The organism is Grimontia celer, from assembly GCF_900055185.1.
Lineage (GTDB): Bacteria > Pseudomonadota > Gammaproteobacteria > Enterobacterales > Vibrionaceae > Enterovibrio > Enterovibrio celer.
The window spans coordinates 1,421,329-1,436,799 of sequence record NZ_FIZX01000002.1; the positions used below are offsets into that span (position 1 = coordinate 1,421,329).

Annotated in this window: 18 protein-coding genes and 1 pseudogene; 1 reads left to right on the top strand and 18 read right to left on the bottom strand. The window is 44.9% G+C overall.

What is annotated here, in order from left to right; translation table 11 throughout:
- Nucleotides 1-16: 16 nt before the first annotated feature.
- The 18 genes from GCE9029_RS16645 to GCE9029_RS16730 are packed head-to-tail and all read right to left on the bottom strand — an operon-like array spanning nt 17 to nt 14,379.
- On the bottom strand, nt 17-1,336 hold the full coding sequence (locus GCE9029_RS16645) for a FliI/YscN family ATPase (RefSeq protein WP_062664902.1): 1,320 nt from the start codon (nt 1,334-1,336) through the stop codon (nt 17-19).
- Nucleotides 1,326-1,994 carry a hypothetical protein gene (locus tag GCE9029_RS16650; RefSeq protein WP_062664905.1) on the bottom strand — a complete coding sequence of 223 codons (669 nt, stop codon included), beginning with the start codon at nt 1,992-1,994 and terminating at the stop codon, nt 1,326-1,328. The genes GCE9029_RS16645 and GCE9029_RS16650 overlap by 11 nt, the downstream gene beginning before the upstream one ends.
- A complete protein-coding gene (locus GCE9029_RS16655) occupies nt 1,987-2,367 on the bottom strand; it encodes a hypothetical protein (RefSeq protein WP_062664907.1) in 381 nt (126 codons plus the stop codon). Before GCE9029_RS16655 ends, GCE9029_RS16650 begins: the two co-directional genes overlap by 8 nt.
- Complete coding sequence (gene fliF, locus GCE9029_RS16660; RefSeq protein WP_062664909.1) at nt 2,345-3,718, bottom strand: flagellar basal-body MS-ring/collar protein FliF; 1,374 nt, start codon at nt 3,716-3,718, stop codon at nt 2,345-2,347. The genes GCE9029_RS16655 and fliF overlap by 23 nt, the downstream gene beginning before the upstream one ends.
- A gap of 2 nt (nt 3,719-3,720) precedes the next feature.
- Nucleotides 3,721-3,987 carry a flagellar hook-basal body complex protein FliE gene (fliE, locus tag GCE9029_RS16665; protein WP_046302794.1) on the bottom strand — a complete coding sequence of 89 codons (267 nt, stop codon included), beginning with the start codon at nt 3,985-3,987 and terminating at the stop codon, nt 3,721-3,723.
- Nucleotides 3,987-4,400: a flagellar basal body rod protein FlgC gene (locus GCE9029_RS16670; RefSeq protein ID WP_046302793.1), complete on the bottom strand. Its 414-nt coding sequence runs from the start codon at nt 4,398-4,400 to the stop codon at nt 3,987-3,989. Before GCE9029_RS16670 ends, fliE begins: the two co-directional genes overlap by 1 nt.
- Nucleotides 4,400-4,717 carry a hypothetical protein gene (locus tag GCE9029_RS16675; protein WP_046302792.1) on the bottom strand — a complete coding sequence of 106 codons (318 nt, stop codon included), beginning with the start codon at nt 4,715-4,717 and terminating at the stop codon, nt 4,400-4,402. The genes GCE9029_RS16670 and GCE9029_RS16675 overlap by 1 nt, the downstream gene beginning before the upstream one ends.
- A 12-nt stretch (nt 4,718-4,729) precedes the next feature.
- Entirely contained in the window at nt 4,730-5,854 is a 1,125-nt protein-coding gene (gene flgI, locus GCE9029_RS16680) for a flagellar basal body P-ring protein FlgI (protein ID WP_062664911.1), read from the bottom strand.
- Nucleotides 5,855-5,857: 3 nt separating this feature from the next.
- Nucleotides 5,858-6,421, bottom strand: coding sequence for a flagellar basal body L-ring protein FlgH (locus GCE9029_RS16685; RefSeq protein WP_062664913.1), 564 nt, complete (start codon nt 6,419-6,421; stop codon nt 5,858-5,860).
- A 2-nt stretch (nt 6,422-6,423) separates the two neighbouring features.
- Nucleotides 6,424-7,110, bottom strand: a complete 687-nt coding sequence (gene flgA / locus GCE9029_RS16690; RefSeq protein ID WP_062664915.1) for a flagellar basal body P-ring formation chaperone FlgA — start codon at nt 7,108-7,110, stop codon at nt 6,424-6,426.
- Complete coding sequence (locus tag GCE9029_RS16695; protein WP_062664917.1) at nt 7,111-7,872, bottom strand: flagellar hook-basal body protein; 762 nt, start codon at nt 7,870-7,872, stop codon at nt 7,111-7,113.
- A gap of 1 nt (nt 7,873) precedes the next feature.
- The gene (locus tag GCE9029_RS16700) at nt 7,874-8,548 is read right to left on the bottom strand and encodes a flagellar hook-basal body complex protein (RefSeq protein WP_062664919.1); all 675 of its coding nucleotides are present in this window, start codon (nt 8,546-8,548) and stop codon (nt 7,874-7,876) included.
- On the bottom strand, nt 8,548-10,569 hold the full coding sequence (locus tag GCE9029_RS16705; RefSeq protein WP_062664921.1) for a flagellar biosynthesis protein FlhA: 2,022 nt from the start codon (nt 10,567-10,569) through the stop codon (nt 8,548-8,550). Before GCE9029_RS16705 ends, GCE9029_RS16700 begins: the two co-directional genes overlap by 1 nt.
- Before the next feature lie 14 nt (nt 10,570-10,583).
- On the bottom strand, nt 10,584-11,642 hold the full coding sequence (locus GCE9029_RS16710) for an EscU/YscU/HrcU family type III secretion system export apparatus switch protein (RefSeq protein WP_062664924.1): 1,059 nt from the start codon (nt 11,640-11,642) through the stop codon (nt 10,584-10,586).
- 25 nt (nt 11,643-11,667) lie between these two features.
- Nucleotides 11,668-12,450, bottom strand: a complete 783-nt coding sequence (locus GCE9029_RS16715; RefSeq protein WP_231870135.1) for a flagellar biosynthetic protein FliR — start codon at nt 12,448-12,450, stop codon at nt 11,668-11,670.
- Nucleotides 12,447-12,710, bottom strand: coding sequence for a flagellar biosynthetic protein FliQ (locus GCE9029_RS16720; RefSeq protein ID WP_046302783.1), 264 nt, complete (start codon nt 12,708-12,710; stop codon nt 12,447-12,449). The genes GCE9029_RS16715 and GCE9029_RS16720 overlap by 4 nt, the downstream gene beginning before the upstream one ends.
- On the bottom strand, nt 12,703-13,839 hold the full coding sequence (locus GCE9029_RS16725; protein WP_062664927.1) for a tetratricopeptide repeat protein: 1,137 nt from the start codon (nt 13,837-13,839) through the stop codon (nt 12,703-12,705). Before GCE9029_RS16725 ends, GCE9029_RS16720 begins: the two co-directional genes overlap by 8 nt.
- Before the next feature lie 12 nt (nt 13,840-13,851).
- A complete protein-coding gene (locus tag GCE9029_RS16730; RefSeq protein WP_062664929.1) occupies nt 13,852-14,379 on the bottom strand; it encodes a tetratricopeptide repeat protein in 528 nt (175 codons plus the stop codon).
- A gap of 460 nt (nt 14,380-14,839) precedes the next feature.
- Between GCE9029_RS16730 and GCE9029_RS16735 the strand changes: the two are divergent.
- Nucleotides 14,840-15,316: pseudogene (locus GCE9029_RS16735) on the top strand (alpha-amylase family glycosyl hydrolase); the annotation flags it as partial.
- Between the last annotated feature and the right edge of the window lie 155 nt (nt 15,317-15,471).

A 15,471-nucleotide genomic window follows, 5' to 3' on the forward strand; every position in this document is an offset into this window, starting at 1 on the left:
ATCTTGCTGTAAACGTTTAATCTTGATGATTCTGGGTAAAGGCATGAACTTGCTCTCTCAGCGCTTTGCTTATACTTCCTGGCCAGGTGTAGAGTTCGTTATCAAGTGACCGCTTAAGATCGATTACTTCATCTATTCCTGCATTCGAGCCTTTCTGATAGATCCCCGTTTTTACGATGTCCTCAACCTCGTGGTATTCACCGTATATCTCACGCACCTTTCGCTCAAACGCGAGTTCATCTCTATCAAAAACATCCCCCATGGTTCGGGAGCGGCTTTTTAAAATGTCGACGGAAGGGTAGTACCCTAGATTTGCCAGTTTTCTGTCCAAAACATAGTGGCCATCCAGAACACCTCTCAAGTAATCAGAGATAGGCTCGTTAACATCATCACCATCAACCAGAATAGACATCACAGTGGTGATGCTGCCTTGGTTTTTGAAGTTCCCGCCAAGCTCGACCAAACGAGACAACTCAGAGAAAACAGAAGGTGGATAACCGCGCGCGACCGGCAACTCACCACGGGAAATACCAATCTCGCGCATGGCATGAGCAAGGCGTGTTATCGAGTCAATCACCACAGCGACTGACTTGCCCGCTTTTGAAAAACGACGGGCATAAGCCATCGCCACATATACAGCCCGCTTTTTAAGTACTGGTGAGTCCTCTGTACTTGAGGCGATCAAAATGGTTTTTCTATTCTGATCTTTTGACGCCATTTCAGACTGATAGAAGTCAACGATTTCCCGGCTACGCTCACCAATCATCACGTAGATTTTTACGTCTGCATCGACATTGGTGTAGAGCTTGTTCAGCAGGGTTGATTTGCCCACACCAGACCCTGCAAACACACCCACTTTCTGGCCTTTACACAGAGGCAGAATTTTGTCGATGATTGGCGAACCCGTTCTCAATTGCTCAGAAAGGCTCTCTTTATCAATCGGTGAAACAGGTTCCTGAAATAAGGTCTGACTCTCTCCGGATGTTGACTCCTCTGCCGATACCACATCACCAAACCCATTGAGTATTTTTCCAAAAGGCTTGTCCCAGAGTGTCAGTTGAGGCATTTCCCCTTCAAAAGATACAGGGTCATTTATCGCTAAACCTTCAATGCTCGTCAGTGGCGCCAGCAGACAGTGTTTTTCATCAACAGAAATAACTTCACATTCAATTTTTTTGTCCGCTTTACCAACAACAACTGACTCACCAAACGCACACTGTTGATGTGTGGCGTGAATGTATCCGCCTTTGATCGATATGACCTTGCCGAACGCATTTGAGAGCGAAGCATTGCTGACATGACTCGTTAGTTCTGAAAGCAAATGATCAAAGTGCATCGACCAAGCCTTGCAAATTCGCCTTGAGCACTTCTACCTTTTTATCCGCGGATAACAGATAGCAAATTGTCGGAGTAACAAGCTTCATCTCTCCTACCCCAAGCTCATTGTTAACCTTGATTGAGTAATTCTGTGCTTCGAAGTAACGAGTCAATGCCGGATTTCTGTAGTCCTCTGGTGAAAGCTCAAGAAAGACTGCTGCTTCGTGGCTCTGCGTCGATAAAGCCGACAATTCCTTTTCGAAAAGCGAAGGTAATGAGGATAGAGAAAATATCTCTTTGGTTAACGTTGCAGCAAAAGTCAGCTTTTCCGCCTCACACACTTTTTGAACATCAGAAATCGCGTCGTTTAGCGCCAATATAGAGTCTTCAAACTGCGTCAGTACTTCACTTAATGCTTGGTTTTCTTTCTCTAGGGCATTTTTTTCGCGCGCCAAAGATTCGGAAAGTTCCTCACACTCTTTCTGTTGAAGTGCTAGCTCTTCTTCCCGCGACTGCAACTCTAGTTCAAGCTCTTCCTTGGCTTTGGCATACGCTTTATCTTTTTGCTCATTGAATGCTCTCTCTAGCGCAGTGGCATAGTTTTTCTCAATAAACTTTTTAATGTTGTCACTTTCGCTGTCATGCGCGTTGAACTGATTCATAGATGCTTTATCCATGGTCTTGCTCTGCATATTCAACAAGGGCATTCAAAGCCAAATGATCGAGGCCATCCAGATACTGAGCAGCCGCTTCTTTCTCGCTAATGCTGAGAAAGTGACATTTTACAATCCAATCAAGTAGTTCTGGGCTATACTTCTGTTCCGTCTTGGGCTGTGCTTCTTGTGAATTGTTGATAAGCAAAGGCTTATTACTCTCTTCTACAATCGAGCCTTTCATCGACCTCAACAGCTCTGCTGAATAATACGGCGTATTCTCGAGCTCTTTGAGTACGAGTGCTTTCTCTTCCGAATTTAAACGAGAGAGCACTTTTGCCCGAACTTTTGCTGAAGATTTCATCAGCAAGAAACTATAGATTAAGGTTTTGCTCAACTTTTCGTTCCTCAATCCATGTTTTCAGATCTGTCGTGATTTGCTTAACTTCTAGCTCTGTTGCGCGTTGCCTAAATGAAAAGAAAGCGACAAAAGCAAAAGCCAATAACGTCAGTAAACCAAACACCAAATAAAGCGCGTTCGAAGAAAGCCAGTCGATGGCATCATTGCCCGTGCTCAGCGGTGTAACCACATCCTGTTTTTGAAGTTGTTCAACCTTGGCAGTTTGTTCAGACATAGCCGTAGGTTGCGTCAACTCTGTCGTTACTGTTTGTGGTTCTGGCGTATATTGCAAAACCGTTAGTTTGTCTCCGCGGTTTTCGTCAATCCCTACGGCCGCTTGGATAAGCTCAATGAGCTCTGCTTCAGTAAAGTGATCGCCTTTTGGCAGCAACACGCTCACTGTCATACGGTTGATATAACCACTTTCATATTCAACTTCACGCGTCAACGTTTGGTAGCTGAACTCTTCATTGAGAACCGTGGATTTCGCCTTACTTTTAGATGCCTGTGTGGTTTCGGTGGTGCGTTTTAGAACGGCTGGCTCTTTCGATGCATCCAAGCCTTCGGCGCGCTCTGAGACTTTATCGTTGTTCACTTCAACCCAGGCAGATACACCCACATCCTCACTCCCATAGAACGGAGCCAGCAAACTTTTAATCTTGCCTTCAACAGTAGTTTCAATGGTGTTTTTTTGGCGAGCTCCCCCAGCCATAGACATTGCATCACTAACCCCGGTAAGTGCTCTTCCTTGGCTATCCAACACAGACACTTTTTCTTCTGTTAATTCTGGGACTGCACTCGCCACCAATTTGACAACTGAACTGACAATTTCGACCTCGTTTGCTCTTCCGGCTGGAGTGAGTTCGAGAGTAACGGCCGCCTTGATATCCGCTTTTTTAATCGAGAATGATTTTTCTCTTGGGATGGCAAGGTGAACGCGAGCCGTATTTACGCCTTCAATCAGTATGAGGGAGCGTTCTAGTTCACCTTGAAGTGCACGCTGATAGTTAACAACCTGATAGAAGTCAGACATCGCATGTTGCGATTCGGAAAAGAACTCCAGCCCAACAATGTCACTGCTAAACACAGCATCTTTAGACAATTGAATACGTGCCTGAGAAAGCGATGAATTTTCAACTAAAATACCCGAACCACTTTCCGGATATTCAAAAGCGATCCCTGCCTGATCAAGGCTATCAACAATTTTTGCTAGCTGCTCTGAACTTTGATCAGTAAATACACGCGTATAATCTTTATTAAGAAAAACAAAGCTTAGATACGCAGCCAAACTAAATATGAATACAAAACCTACTGCCAGTAAGATTTTTCCATTCTTACTAAATTCCATTTCTAAACCTGCATCCTTGTCACTTCTTTATATGCATCAATAATGCTATCTTTCATTTTGACCGTGTATTCAATGTTTAGCTTTGCTTTCTCGATATCAATGAGCAAAGAATGTAATTCTACATGCTCACCTTTCGCCATTTTTTCAATACGAGTATCGATGCTGTTCAACATCTCTGAAAAACTCTTTTCATCAACCTTCGCTGTTGATACTTCATTATTGACTTGCAATAGGTTGACGACTTCAGACTGGATAGCTTCTATTTTCATTACGAGTTTCCTCCCAAAGAAAGCAATCTTCCATTCATTTCTTTTTGGAGGTTAAATAGTCGAATACTGGCTTCGTAGGCGCGTGTTGCCTCATTTAAAAACATCATCTGCTCTTCCAGCTTGATGGCAGTTTTAAACTTGGTGATGGTTTCTGAGCCACTGACCTCTAACACGCTGTCTACTCTGTTAAAGTTATTGCGTATCTCAGCTGAGGGAGCCTCAGTCGCTCCCCCTAATACCGCTTCCTTGATATCGGGAAAGTTTTTGACTTTGATGTATTTCGCCCCAGGCACATCTGACTGACTGCCGTATGTCTCGTTGATCATTGCCAAGTTGAAGGCAACCGCTTCGAGGCGATTTCCCTCCGCACTCAAGGATGTCGATAAGATGTTGTACGTACTGAGATCATTCATTATGCACTTCCTTTGATTACCATTCTTTCCAGTTGTAACCTGGCATTGGTAACAGAAATCAGTTTTCCTTGCTGGCTTGATAGGTCTATTGCATTTAGCAGCAATTCGTCGATGGAATAATCTTCTTCTTTCAAAGACACTTGATTTTCCAACGAAGAAGCAGAAAGCGTTTCTAGATTAAAATTCTCGCCAAATGAAACCGAAAACTGGGGCTTGTTCGCTCTTTGAGCCAGAAGATTATAAGCATTGACTCTTGACTCAACAGATATTTTATCGAGCGCTTTTGATACTTCGTTAAGAATTAATTCAACTTCCATTTATTACCTCTTTTATTGAAGAACTAGCTCAGCATTAATTGCGCCTGCTTTATCCGCGGCTTGTAGCACAACAATAATATCCCGCGTTGAAAGTCCTAACCTTCTCAGCTCTTTTACTAAAGAGAACACCGTCGTTTCATTCCTAAAATTAACGGCCACATTTTTCTTGTTGTCGTTTACTTTTATATCCACATCAGGCACGACAACAGTGCGACCATTTGTCGTGTTGTTTCGACCAATGATCGCATTATTCGGTTGGCTAACGTTGTATTGGGTTTTTATGCTCAGTTCCAAATTGCCGTGAGCAACGGTCATTGAATTCACTTTGACATCACCGCCAGAAACAATGGTTCCTGTTCGTTCGTTCACGACAATGACAGCTTTCTGATCAATCAGTACATCGATGGATTGGATACGCGCGATTGTTCGGATAACGTTGCCCGGACTCTGAGAGCCGACAATGACCTCTACCTTCCCGGAATGAACCGCTTCTGCCTTATATCCATTTGCCTTTATGGCATCAGCAATGTTAACCGCGGAGTTGAAATCCGGTTCACGGAGAATGATACCGATCCGGCCATTTTCATTGACCATACTGCCCATATTGCTGCGCTCGATCGTGCCGCCTTTAGGCACAATACCAACGGTGGGATGGTTCTTTTGCTGTGTGTTGCCAAACTGCTCAAACTTGTAACCGCCCACCGAAATCTGGCCTTGAGCAATAGCGTAATTTTTGCCGTCAGCCGCTTCCAGTGGAGTCATCAACAAGGTGCCGCCTACAAGGCTTCTGGCATCACCAAGTGCGGACACCGTCACGTCAACCTTGTCACCTTTCTCGTAGAAACTCCCCACAGTGCTGGTCACAATAACTGCGGCTACGTTTCGGCTGTTCACATCACTATCTGACACAACCAAGCCAAAGTGCTCAAGGGTGTTAGCAATACTTCTGATCGTAGACTTACTTCTGCGCGAATCACCACTACCGGCTAGGCCAACAACCAAACCGTAACCAATCAAGGCGTTTTCTCTGTCACCTTCTACGCGGGCTACATCTTTCAGACGAACGTATGATTCAGCAGCAGATAGCAGTGGCGATACTGTCAATGCCAGTAAGATAAGTAAGAACCTGGTTTTCATGATTTAAAACCCTAACCATCTGAACAAGGCCCGGATGATTCCTGGCTTTCTGTTGTCATTGACTTCGCCGATCCCGCTCAATTCAATACGAGCCGACTCGATTCTGGAAGAGATAACGGCACTGTCAGGAGAAAGATCTTTCTCGCGCACAAAGCCGCTTAACGTAATCTTCTGCTCCTCACCGTTGACGGTGACAAATTGCGTGCCTTCAATTTTCAGAAGACCGTAGTCATCAATATCAATCACACGGGTGGTGATGGTAGCGCTAATGCTGCCGTTTCTGGCGGTGCTGGCATCGTTGTTCATGCGGCTATCCAACCCTGCATCCAGATTGAAAGCGCTGCCTTTATAGTTGCTTGAAATCCCAATACTGTGGGCGTTGTCCGCATCAATCCCAGCAGATGAAACCGCTTTGGCTTTCTCTTGAACCAGAACAGTGACGATGTCACCAACAGCAGAGGCTCTTTGATCGGCCCACGTGGACTTGTAGCCATCAATATCAAACGCAATCGCATGAGATGCATTGACAAATAGTAAGGCTCCCAAAGCCAGAAATATCCTTATCATGTTCACTCGATCTCCGATTCGACGAGTTCAGAAGACACCACTTTGCCTTCAAGAATGTTGCCAGAGCTGGGTATTCTTACTCTGATGGTGTCTCCGACGTTGCCTGAATCCAGTGCTTTTACCTCAATCATCAGTTGAAGCATTTCAGTGGTTGAGGTGAGAGAGACTATATCTCCAGCCGCAATACCATCAGATTGCTGAATATGTGAATCGCAAAGCGTTGAACCTTTCTTCACCCGCTCTGCAGCAATAGCCTCAGACTGAAGACCTTCTTTGCCCACCCGCTGGTTAGCGCAGACAAAGCTATCTGTCATTACCCATTCAAAGTCCGACGGCAGAATACGTTCATGTTTACGAATGGATTTTTTGGCCTGCCAGCCAAGCTGTTGGCTATATACACGAAACCAAGAAGAGACACGATTTCCTTTAGGATCTTCACCAATCACTCTGCAGCGATTGATTTTGTAAGTGCAATCCACGCTGATATAACGAACTTCCTGATGATTATCTGCTTCCTTGCTGCCCACCTCTCCAATGACCAAATCATCGAAGCCCTTGGAGAGTAGATGTGACGAGAGGAATTGGGTCGCATCACTATTCTCGATGTCAGCCAAAGCGCTGTTGGCAGTCAAAAGAAATATGAACCCCAAACACCAAGCGCCATTAGCAGTGCCTTTGATGGAAAGCATTTAGCGCGTCAGGTTATTGATGGTTTCGAGGATTTGGTCGCTGGTTTGAATAACGCGAGAGTTCAGCTGATACGCTCGCTGTGCGGCCATTAAGGAAACCATTTCTTCAATCATGTTCACATTGGACATCTCTGTGAACCCCTGAAGAATCGTTCCTGCCCCTTCCTCACCGGGAAGTAGATACTGCATCTGGCCAGCGTTTTCAGTTCGGTACCACAGTCCACCATCTCGGGCTTCAAGTGATTCATAAGAATCAAACAAGGCAAGCTCCAGCTGTCCTAATTCTAGAGGTTCCGGCTCTCCCTGAATCACACCATTCACGATGCCATCACTTGAAATCTGAATTTCTGAGACGTCTGGCGGCACCACAATACCTGCCGCTAACTTATGACCATGGACAGTAGCCAGCGAGCCATCCTCCAATTTTCTCAGAGAGGTCACTCGTGTGTAGGCGTAATCACCGTTGTCCAGCTCGACTTCCAACAAGCCGTTGCCTTGAATAGCAAGATCAAGTGATGAGCCCGTGAACTTGAATTCACCGTTATCAAAACGGTAAATTTCGTCACTGATCTCAACACCACTTCCACTCGCTGCAGCCGTCGTCGCATTCGGGCTGGAACCATCAGAAACAAGGCTATTGAAAACTGGCGTACTGGCTTTATAGCCTGGGGTATTAATGTTCGACACGTTGTTCGAAATCATGTCGATATGCTTTTGGTGCGTTCTTAACGCAAGCTCAGCATTTGCTAGTGCATCAATCATATTATTTACCTAACTCTGAGATCGCTTTACCGAGTGTTTCGTTATAGGCAACGAGTGTTTTTTGCATGGTTTCCACATGCCGTCTCGCTGACATCATTTCGAGAACTTCTGTTGAAGGGTCAACATTGGATTGCTCCAAATACCCCTGAAGTACCTGACTGGATGAATCAATATCTAAGGTTGTTGATGGGCTCACATGCCACTCTCCACCCACATATTGGCCTTTCGTTGTGGCAGTGGGTGACACAAGAAGAAGGCGGTCAAGTGAGCCATTTAGATCTGAGATTTCACCATTTGATGAGACAGAAACATTGGAAGAATCGAGCAAAAGGTCCCCATTTTGTCCCTGTAAAATGCGCCCCTTGGCATCAATCACTTGTCCATTTCCTGTCAGGCGAAATTGACCATTTCTGGTGAGGTAAAGGCCGTCGTCTTGTTTGAGTAGAAACCAACCTGACCCTTTGATGGCCAAATCAAGTGAGCGGCGGGTTTGACGCAGCTCACCCTGAGACATATCAATCGCCTGAGCCATCGAAGTGCTCTCGGAAGATGACTCACTGTGTAAACGGGACTTGAAACCCACAGTTGTCACGTTCTGTGTATTGCTACTGATTCGTTCCAGTGTTTCCAGATTCCGGGTGATGGATGAGGCAACAATTTCAGAGACATTTTCCACTACGCATTCTCCTCATACGTCAACTTCCCTATGGTTTGTACTGACTTCACCCCACGCACTTCCTGCGCTGAGATAACGGCGAGCTTAGGCACGACCCTTTCAGTAATTTTCCTTAGCGGTGAACGGATAGCCCCCGAACAAAGCAATACGGGCTCCATACCCTTCGAGATAATCTCTTCGCAATGAGAGACGAGTTGCTTCAGCACACTATCAACATTGAAGCCACTCGATGCTTCACCACGTAAAGTGCGCTTTAACATGGCCTCAAGTTGGGGAGACATGGTGATCACGTTCAACTGCTCATTTTCATCGAGATAGCGTTCACAAAGGCGTAATGCCAACCGCTCACGCACCTTCTCCACCAGTTTTTCGATGTCTTTGTTTTCCTGAGCAACATGCTCTGCCAGCGTTTCAAGGATCAGCTCCATATAGCGAATACTGACTTTTTCAGTCAGAAGCATTCGGCAGATCCGGTGAATGTCTGAAATTGTGAGTAAATTAGGAACAATCTCATCAACGATGGTGACCTTGTCCTGTCTCAGCGAGATGAGAATTTGCTCAATATCCTTACGGGAAATAATTTCATGCAGGTTGTTCTTCACGGTTTCGGAAATGTGGGTGAACACGACCATTTCAGGCTCAACAAGCGTGCAAGACTGGCTTTGTGCCTTGCTGCGCGCGGAAGTATCAATCCACAGAGCGGGCAATCCATAAGCCGGCTCTTTGGTTTTTTCACCTTCCAGTTGAGAGAGCACATCACTGTGGCCAATCGCGAGCACTTTGTCCGTTTTTAGGCGGCCTTTGCCGATTCGGGAACCATGTACGTGAATCTCATAATCATCGCTACCGAGAAGCTCATCTTCAGTAAACTTGATATCGGGGCAAATGAAACCAAACTCTTTGGCGATCACCTTCTTTAGCGCTTCCAAGCGCTTGCCAAGGTTCCACTGGTGTGAGGCGCTTAAAGATTTCAGCGAGGCTCCAAGTCTCACTTCAAGTGGATAGACCTTGATGATGTCAGCCAGGTCTTCCTTTTCAGCGCTTTCGATTTCTATATCGGTTTCGTGTTCTTTGCTCCGGATTGCCCACCAAACACAAGCCGCAAAGAAGATAGCGACAATGAGAATTGGCACTGTCGGTAGACCATCTAAAAACAGCGCACCAATCAAGGCCATCGTCACCAAAATAAGCGTGCGGGGATGTGACGCAATTTGGCGTCCGATCTCTCGGCTTAGCTCAGAATCTGTCGCGGCACGGGTAATAATAATGCCTGTTGCAACCGCAATGATGAGCGATGGTATTTGCGTCACAATGCCATCGCCAACGGTCAGCAAAGAATACTTCGCGAGTGATTCTCCCCACGTGAGGCCGTGTTGCATCACGCCAACAGTTACACCGCCGATAATGTCGATAAGAATGATGATAATGCCCGCAATCGCATCACCTTTGACGAATTTCGTCGCACCATCCATCGCGCCGTAGAAACTGGCTTCTCTCTCAATGTTTGAGCGTCGGGTCCGGGCTTCTTCTTCATCAATCAAGCCCATATTCATGTCGGCATCAATGGCCATTTGTTTGCCGGGCATACTGTCTAGCGTAAATCTGGCTGCGACCTCTGCCACGCGCTGCGCACCATTGGTAACAACCACGTACTGAACAACCACAAGAATGATAAAAACGATAAAGCCAATAACGTAATTGCCAGAAACAACAAACTCGCCAATGGCGCCAATCACCTCACCCGCATCACCTTCACCCAGGATCAGGCGTGTCGCAGAGATGTTGAGTGCCAACCTGAATAAGGTTGATATCAATATGATCGACGGAAAGGTAGAAAAGCTCAGCGGTTTATCTGTGCTAAACGTCAACAAAAGAATGAGCAGGGCTACACTGAAATTGACGATCTGCAGAAAATCCAGCAATGCTGGCGGAATAGGCAGAAAAATCACCATCAATATCAGCACTACGCCGATAATGAATAAATTACTATGCCAATCTTTTAGAAAATACTGCTTAAACAAATCTCGACCTTACTTCACGAATTGGCATTTCTACTTTTCAATAACCACTTATAGATTTCCGACACCTCGTCATAAAACTCGGGGGGAATCTCCCTTCCTATTCGGACTTTCTTGTATAGTGCGCGCGCAAGTGGAATATTGGGTCTCATTTTAATTCGATGTTCTTGCGCGATTTCTTTGATAGCCTCAGCGATTGGCCCTTTGCCTTTTGAGACCACTTTCGGCGCCGTCATCTTTTCTTCATCATATTTCAGTGCAATGGCAATATGTGTTGGGTTAGTAATCACTACATCTGCATTGGAAACATTCGTCAGAGAACCTACCTTAGAACGGAGTTCCCTTTGCAATTGTCGGCGCTTCTGTTTTATTTCCTGATCGCCTTCCTGATTCTTATACTGATCTTTGAGTTCTTTTTTAGTCATTCTCATTTCTTTTCCGAATGACCAGCTCTGAAAAATAAAATCAAACAATGTAAAAGGAAGAATTGTAAGTATAAAAAGCGCCACTGTTTTACCAAGTAAAACCTGTGTTCTTTCAAGAATCAGCCAAACTGATAATCCAGCATTATCTGGAATGTAGAAAACTTCATCATAAAATAAATACCAAGCCATCACAGATACAAAGCTTAGCCTGAGAATATTTTTCCCCAGTTCAAAAAGAGATTTTATAGAAAAGAGCTTTTTCAATCCTTTAATCGGATTTAACTTACTGATATTTGGCTTTAAAGGATGAAAGCTGAATACACCTTTGGTTTGCACCAAATTAATCAACACACCAAAAACGATGGCAGTGAGGAAAACTGGCATTAGCGCTGTTACATAGGCATTGAATAACTTGTTCAATAACCAATCAAGGCTACTGGTGATATCTAGATTTGCAGCCAGCAGGAAGACATCAGACGTTGTGGTGAGCACGACGACACCAACATGGGAGATCATCGCCATTACCATGATAAGCGTCACCAACAAACTGGCCGTGGAGGTAACATCCATGCTCTTGGATACCTGGCCTTTTTCCTTGGCTTTTCGGAGCTTATACTCCGTTGCTTTCTCTGTTTTTTCTTCAGTCGCCAACCAAAACACCTCACGGTAGCTGGCGTCAATATAGCGCTTGCCAGTACCTTACTACGCTGTCAAACAGTTCTTCTGAAACACTGGTAATGTGACGCGATGCTAAGCCCAAAATGATAAAAGCCACGGCAATTTTCAAAGGTAAGCCAACGAAATAGATATTCACTTGCGGCATTACCCTGCTACACATGCCCAAAACCAAATCGACCCAAAACACCGCGACCATAATCGGCAACACCAAAATAAGGCACAACATGAACTGGGAAGAGAACAAGGCAATCAACAACTCCAAGCTTGGCTCACCAAAACCACTTAACACAGGGAACAGATTCAATGATTGAGTCAGTGCCAACAGAATGAAATAGTGCATGTCTGTAATAAAAAACAGCAGAAACACAAACACCAGCACAACACGCGTTAAAATCGGGTCCGATTCACTCATAGAGGGATTAAATATACCCATGGGATTGAAACCCACTTGCATATCTAATATCCGTAGAAATGTATATATCGCTCCATAGGTAGCAAGCAAAGCGAACCAAAGTATTAATCCTATGCCGAATTCGATTAGGCACGCTACCGCCATTGCCGTACCATCGAGTTGTACAACGCGCATTATCATATTGTCATCCGTCACTCTGAGAAATATCACCAGAGAAAATACCAATGTCACCAACACCTTTATATAAGGCGGTAACATCGACAACGGATTTACACTCCTGAAAACAAGAGGAGGCGTGACCCTACAAAGGATCAAAAAGAAAACACTGATATAGTCTTGCCATTCATTGGCAATTTGATTTTCAATCACAAACTTGAAGCATATTCAAAAAGCGAAATCGTAAATTCTGTTAATACCCCTAACATCCACCCCGACATCAACATAATAATCAATGCCACTGCGAACATCTTTGGCACGAAGGTTAATGTCATTTCCTGAATTTGAGTCACCACCTGAATAATACTCACCGCCAGACCAACCACGAGCGCCACTAACAATACCGGGCCACACACTAGAAATGCTGTACTCATCATCTCACTGAGTAAAAAGCTGGCGGCATCTTTATCCATTTGGCTTTTTCTTCGTCAGAAAACTCAACGTAATCGTGTCACTCAAATTCTGTGCAGCAAGTTCTGATTGGAATGACATCACACCATTCATGATGGCTTCGGCTTGCTCATCCATACCTTTCACTTTGAGATAAAGCGAACGGGCAAATAGCGCTGATGCACACTGCGAATCCAGTTTTAGCGCTTTCTTAGCTAGCTGCTTCGACGCATTCCAGTCTTCACGGTATGCTTTCACTACCGCCAGACCACCATGACACTCAGCAAAATTATGCTCTATTTCAACAGCCTGGTTGAAATTCTTCTCAGCGGTATCCAAATCCCCCATGGCGAAGAAACACCACGCAAGGTTGACTCGACTACCAATATGATCAGGCATTTCTTTGCACGCTAACTCATAAGTCGAAATCGCCGCTGGCAGTTCCTGCTTGTACATATGAATGAGCGCTTTCATTGCCAGTACTCGTCCATTGGTAGGTAACTGTCCTATCAACCTGTCGACAATCTTCTTGGCTTTGATCATATCTAAGCGATAGAGCGCCAAACTGCCTTGCGTAATGAGTGCCTCGAACTGATTCGGATCGTGCTCTAGCGCAATTCGCTGATACTTCTCAGCCTGCTCATACTGCGCATCGTCAAGATAAAACAAACCCAATGCGCCCTGCAGTTCAGTTCGTGTTTCAACATCGCTGTTTGCTAGCAGCTTTTCCGTCACTGCGATGGCTTCTGGTATTTGTTCAGCGTGCGCCAAGCACCTGGCTTTCATCAAACCATGCTGCACACCCAATTCAGACTCATCAACTTGTTCCAATAATGCAGTCGCATCAGAAAACGCTTTCATCTGATAATTGGCCAGCGCACAATTGATCTTTAGACCTGATTGCTCGTAGCCTAAATAAAACAATGTGTTGTAAGCAGAGACAGCATCTTCATATGCCTTGGTCGCAATAGAAAGGTGCCCCTTCCAACTCAGTAAATGTGCATCATCACTGTGATAAGAAAGCGCTGTATCTACTGCCGCCATCGCTCCTTTAACATCACCTTCTTTTGCCAGTAACTCGACGAGTTGGCATGCCAAGATGCTGTTTTCAGGGTCGAGCGCCAAATATTCCCGCAAACGCTCTACAGACATCAGAAATACCCTTTAGTGAACCTGCTCAGCTGTTGTTGATGGTTTTGGCTCGCTTTCAGACAAATTAATATCTTCCAACACGTTGCGAGCACGCTCGACGTAGTAGTTGTCTGAATCAGCCGTGGCAACCAATTTGTTCAATAGGGTTTTCGACTCGGAAACATCTTCAATGGTGAGATGCAACAAGGCTTTGTGGAATAAAACTGGAGGATAAGTACCGTCTTCTTTCAATACGACATCCCAACATTCGGCGGCTTTCTCAAGTTCATTCATCTCGCGATAAACCATGCCTAGCTGGAATCTTTCATGCAAACGCGACGGCGTTCTTTCCAAAAGGAGGGCGTAGTGATCTGCTGCCAGGTTAAATAAACGTAGCTTTGCGTAAACACTACCAAGCATTGAATCAAGTTCATCTGAAACAACGCTCTGTTTAGTAAGGTATTTGAGTTTTGCTAAACCCCTGTCTAACTGTTCTTTTTCAAGATCCAGCGCTGCAAGCGCCAAAAGTTCTTCCGTGGAGAATAGTTCTAGATACTGCATAGTCTTTGTCCAACCGACTGCTTTATTGTGTGTCCGAATTCTCTAACAACTCATCGGACTTTTGTAATTTGGTTGTACAAACGATAACGCATTTTCTGGGTTAGAAAATGGGGAAAGAGCGGACATGTCTGAATTTTTTACAGATCGAACACAATTATTACCAATGAGAAATATTATCCAAGTAGCGAAGAGGTTTCAGAAAGGATGATAAAAGTTGGAGTGTTACATACTCATTTCAGATTAGTACTAATTTGATCACTCAAACTAGGCCGATTGACCTAAGGATCTGTAAGGTTTTGTTTGTGTATTAAAGTATTAGTACACTTATTGGTCAGTTTCAATGTTTTAAACAGGGATTGTTTTAGACCTGCAGTTGGAACAATAGCTAACGGCAGTGATCGAAATTTTTGAGCTTAGCGAAGACAAACAAGTTTGAGGTGGGATGCAGGGGTATTTCTAGGAAGGGCGATTTAAGAGCCAGACACTCCTGGTCGAAAAAGCGTTAGCGGTTGCGATGGCCTTTGTCGATTTAAACACCTTGCGAGCAGCAATGGCAGATACGCCCGAACAGTCTGACCATACGTCAGTAAAAGCGAGGATTGAGTCGATTAAAAATAATGAGATGACGGCCCCTGACTTGTTCCCGTTTGCCGGAAACCCGCGCGAAGAGATGCCTGGTGGGATCCCTTTTCGCCTGATGGATTATTTGGAGCTGGTTGATTGGACTGGGCGCCAGATACGCGATGACAAACGCGGCTATATAAGCCGTGCTTTACCACCCATTCTTTTAAGGTTGGGGTTTGACAAAGCCGATTGGCTAAACGCCTGCACCCAAGTAGAAAGAGGCAGATTAATCGGCAGCAGCCAAGCAATTAAAGCCTCACTGCCTCACCTAAATCGAAAGCGACTTTCAGGCCTAAGATTGCCTGATAGCTAAACCTTCCCCTCAACCAACTTCGCCCAATTTTATACAGCTAACAGGCCATCGTCTGGTTTTGATCTGTCTACAACTTACAAAGTTACCAAGATTTAAAGAAATCTCTTCCTAAAAACTCGTGCCGAGCACTTTTCCTTAGAATTCAACAATAAAAA

Excerpts from the sequence above, each read along its gene's own strand:
- GCE9029_RS16695 (WP_062664917.1), bottom strand. The coding sequence starts at position 7,872 with ATGATTGATGCACTAGCAAATGCTGAGCTTGCGTTAAGAACGCACCAA.
- GCE9029_RS16675 (WP_046302792.1), bottom strand. The coding sequence starts at position 4,717 with ATGGAAGTTGAATTAATTCTTAACGAAGTATCAAAAGCGCTCGATAAA.
- GCE9029_RS16670 (WP_046302793.1), bottom strand. The coding sequence starts at position 4,400 with ATGAATGATCTCAGTACGTACAACATCTTATCGACATCCTTGAGTGCG.
- flgI (WP_062664911.1), bottom strand. The coding sequence starts at position 5,854 with ATGAAAACCAGGTTCTTACTTATCTTACTGGCATTGACAGTATCGCCA.
- fliE (WP_046302794.1), bottom strand. The coding sequence starts at position 3,987 with ATGAAAATAGAAGCTATCCAGTCTGAAGTCGTCAACCTATTGCAAGTC.
- GCE9029_RS16720 (WP_046302783.1), bottom strand. The coding sequence starts at position 12,710 with ATGGATAAAGATGCCGCCAGCTTTTTACTCAGTGAGATGATGAGTACA.
- GCE9029_RS16725 (WP_062664927.1), bottom strand. The coding sequence starts at position 13,839 with ATGTCTGTAGAGCGTTTGCGGGAATATTTGGCGCTCGACCCTGAAAAC.
- GCE9029_RS16645 (WP_062664902.1), bottom strand. The coding sequence starts at position 1,336 with ATGCACTTTGATCATTTGCTTTCAGAACTAACGAGTCATGTCAGCAAT.
- GCE9029_RS16730 (WP_062664929.1), bottom strand. The coding sequence starts at position 14,379 with ATGCAGTATCTAGAACTATTCTCCACGGAAGAACTTTTGGCGCTTGCA.
- fliF (WP_062664909.1), bottom strand. The coding sequence starts at position 3,718 with ATGGAATTTAGTAAGAATGGAAAAATCTTACTGGCAGTAGGTTTTGTA.
- GCE9029_RS16685 (WP_062664913.1), bottom strand. The coding sequence starts at position 6,421 with ATGATAAGGATATTTCTGGCTTTGGGAGCCTTACTATTTGTCAATGCA.
- flgA (WP_062664915.1), bottom strand. The coding sequence starts at position 7,110 with ATGCTTTCCATCAAAGGCACTGCTAATGGCGCTTGGTGTTTGGGGTTC.
- GCE9029_RS16650 (WP_062664905.1), bottom strand. The coding sequence starts at position 1,994 with ATGGATAAAGCATCTATGAATCAGTTCAACGCGCATGACAGCGAAAGT.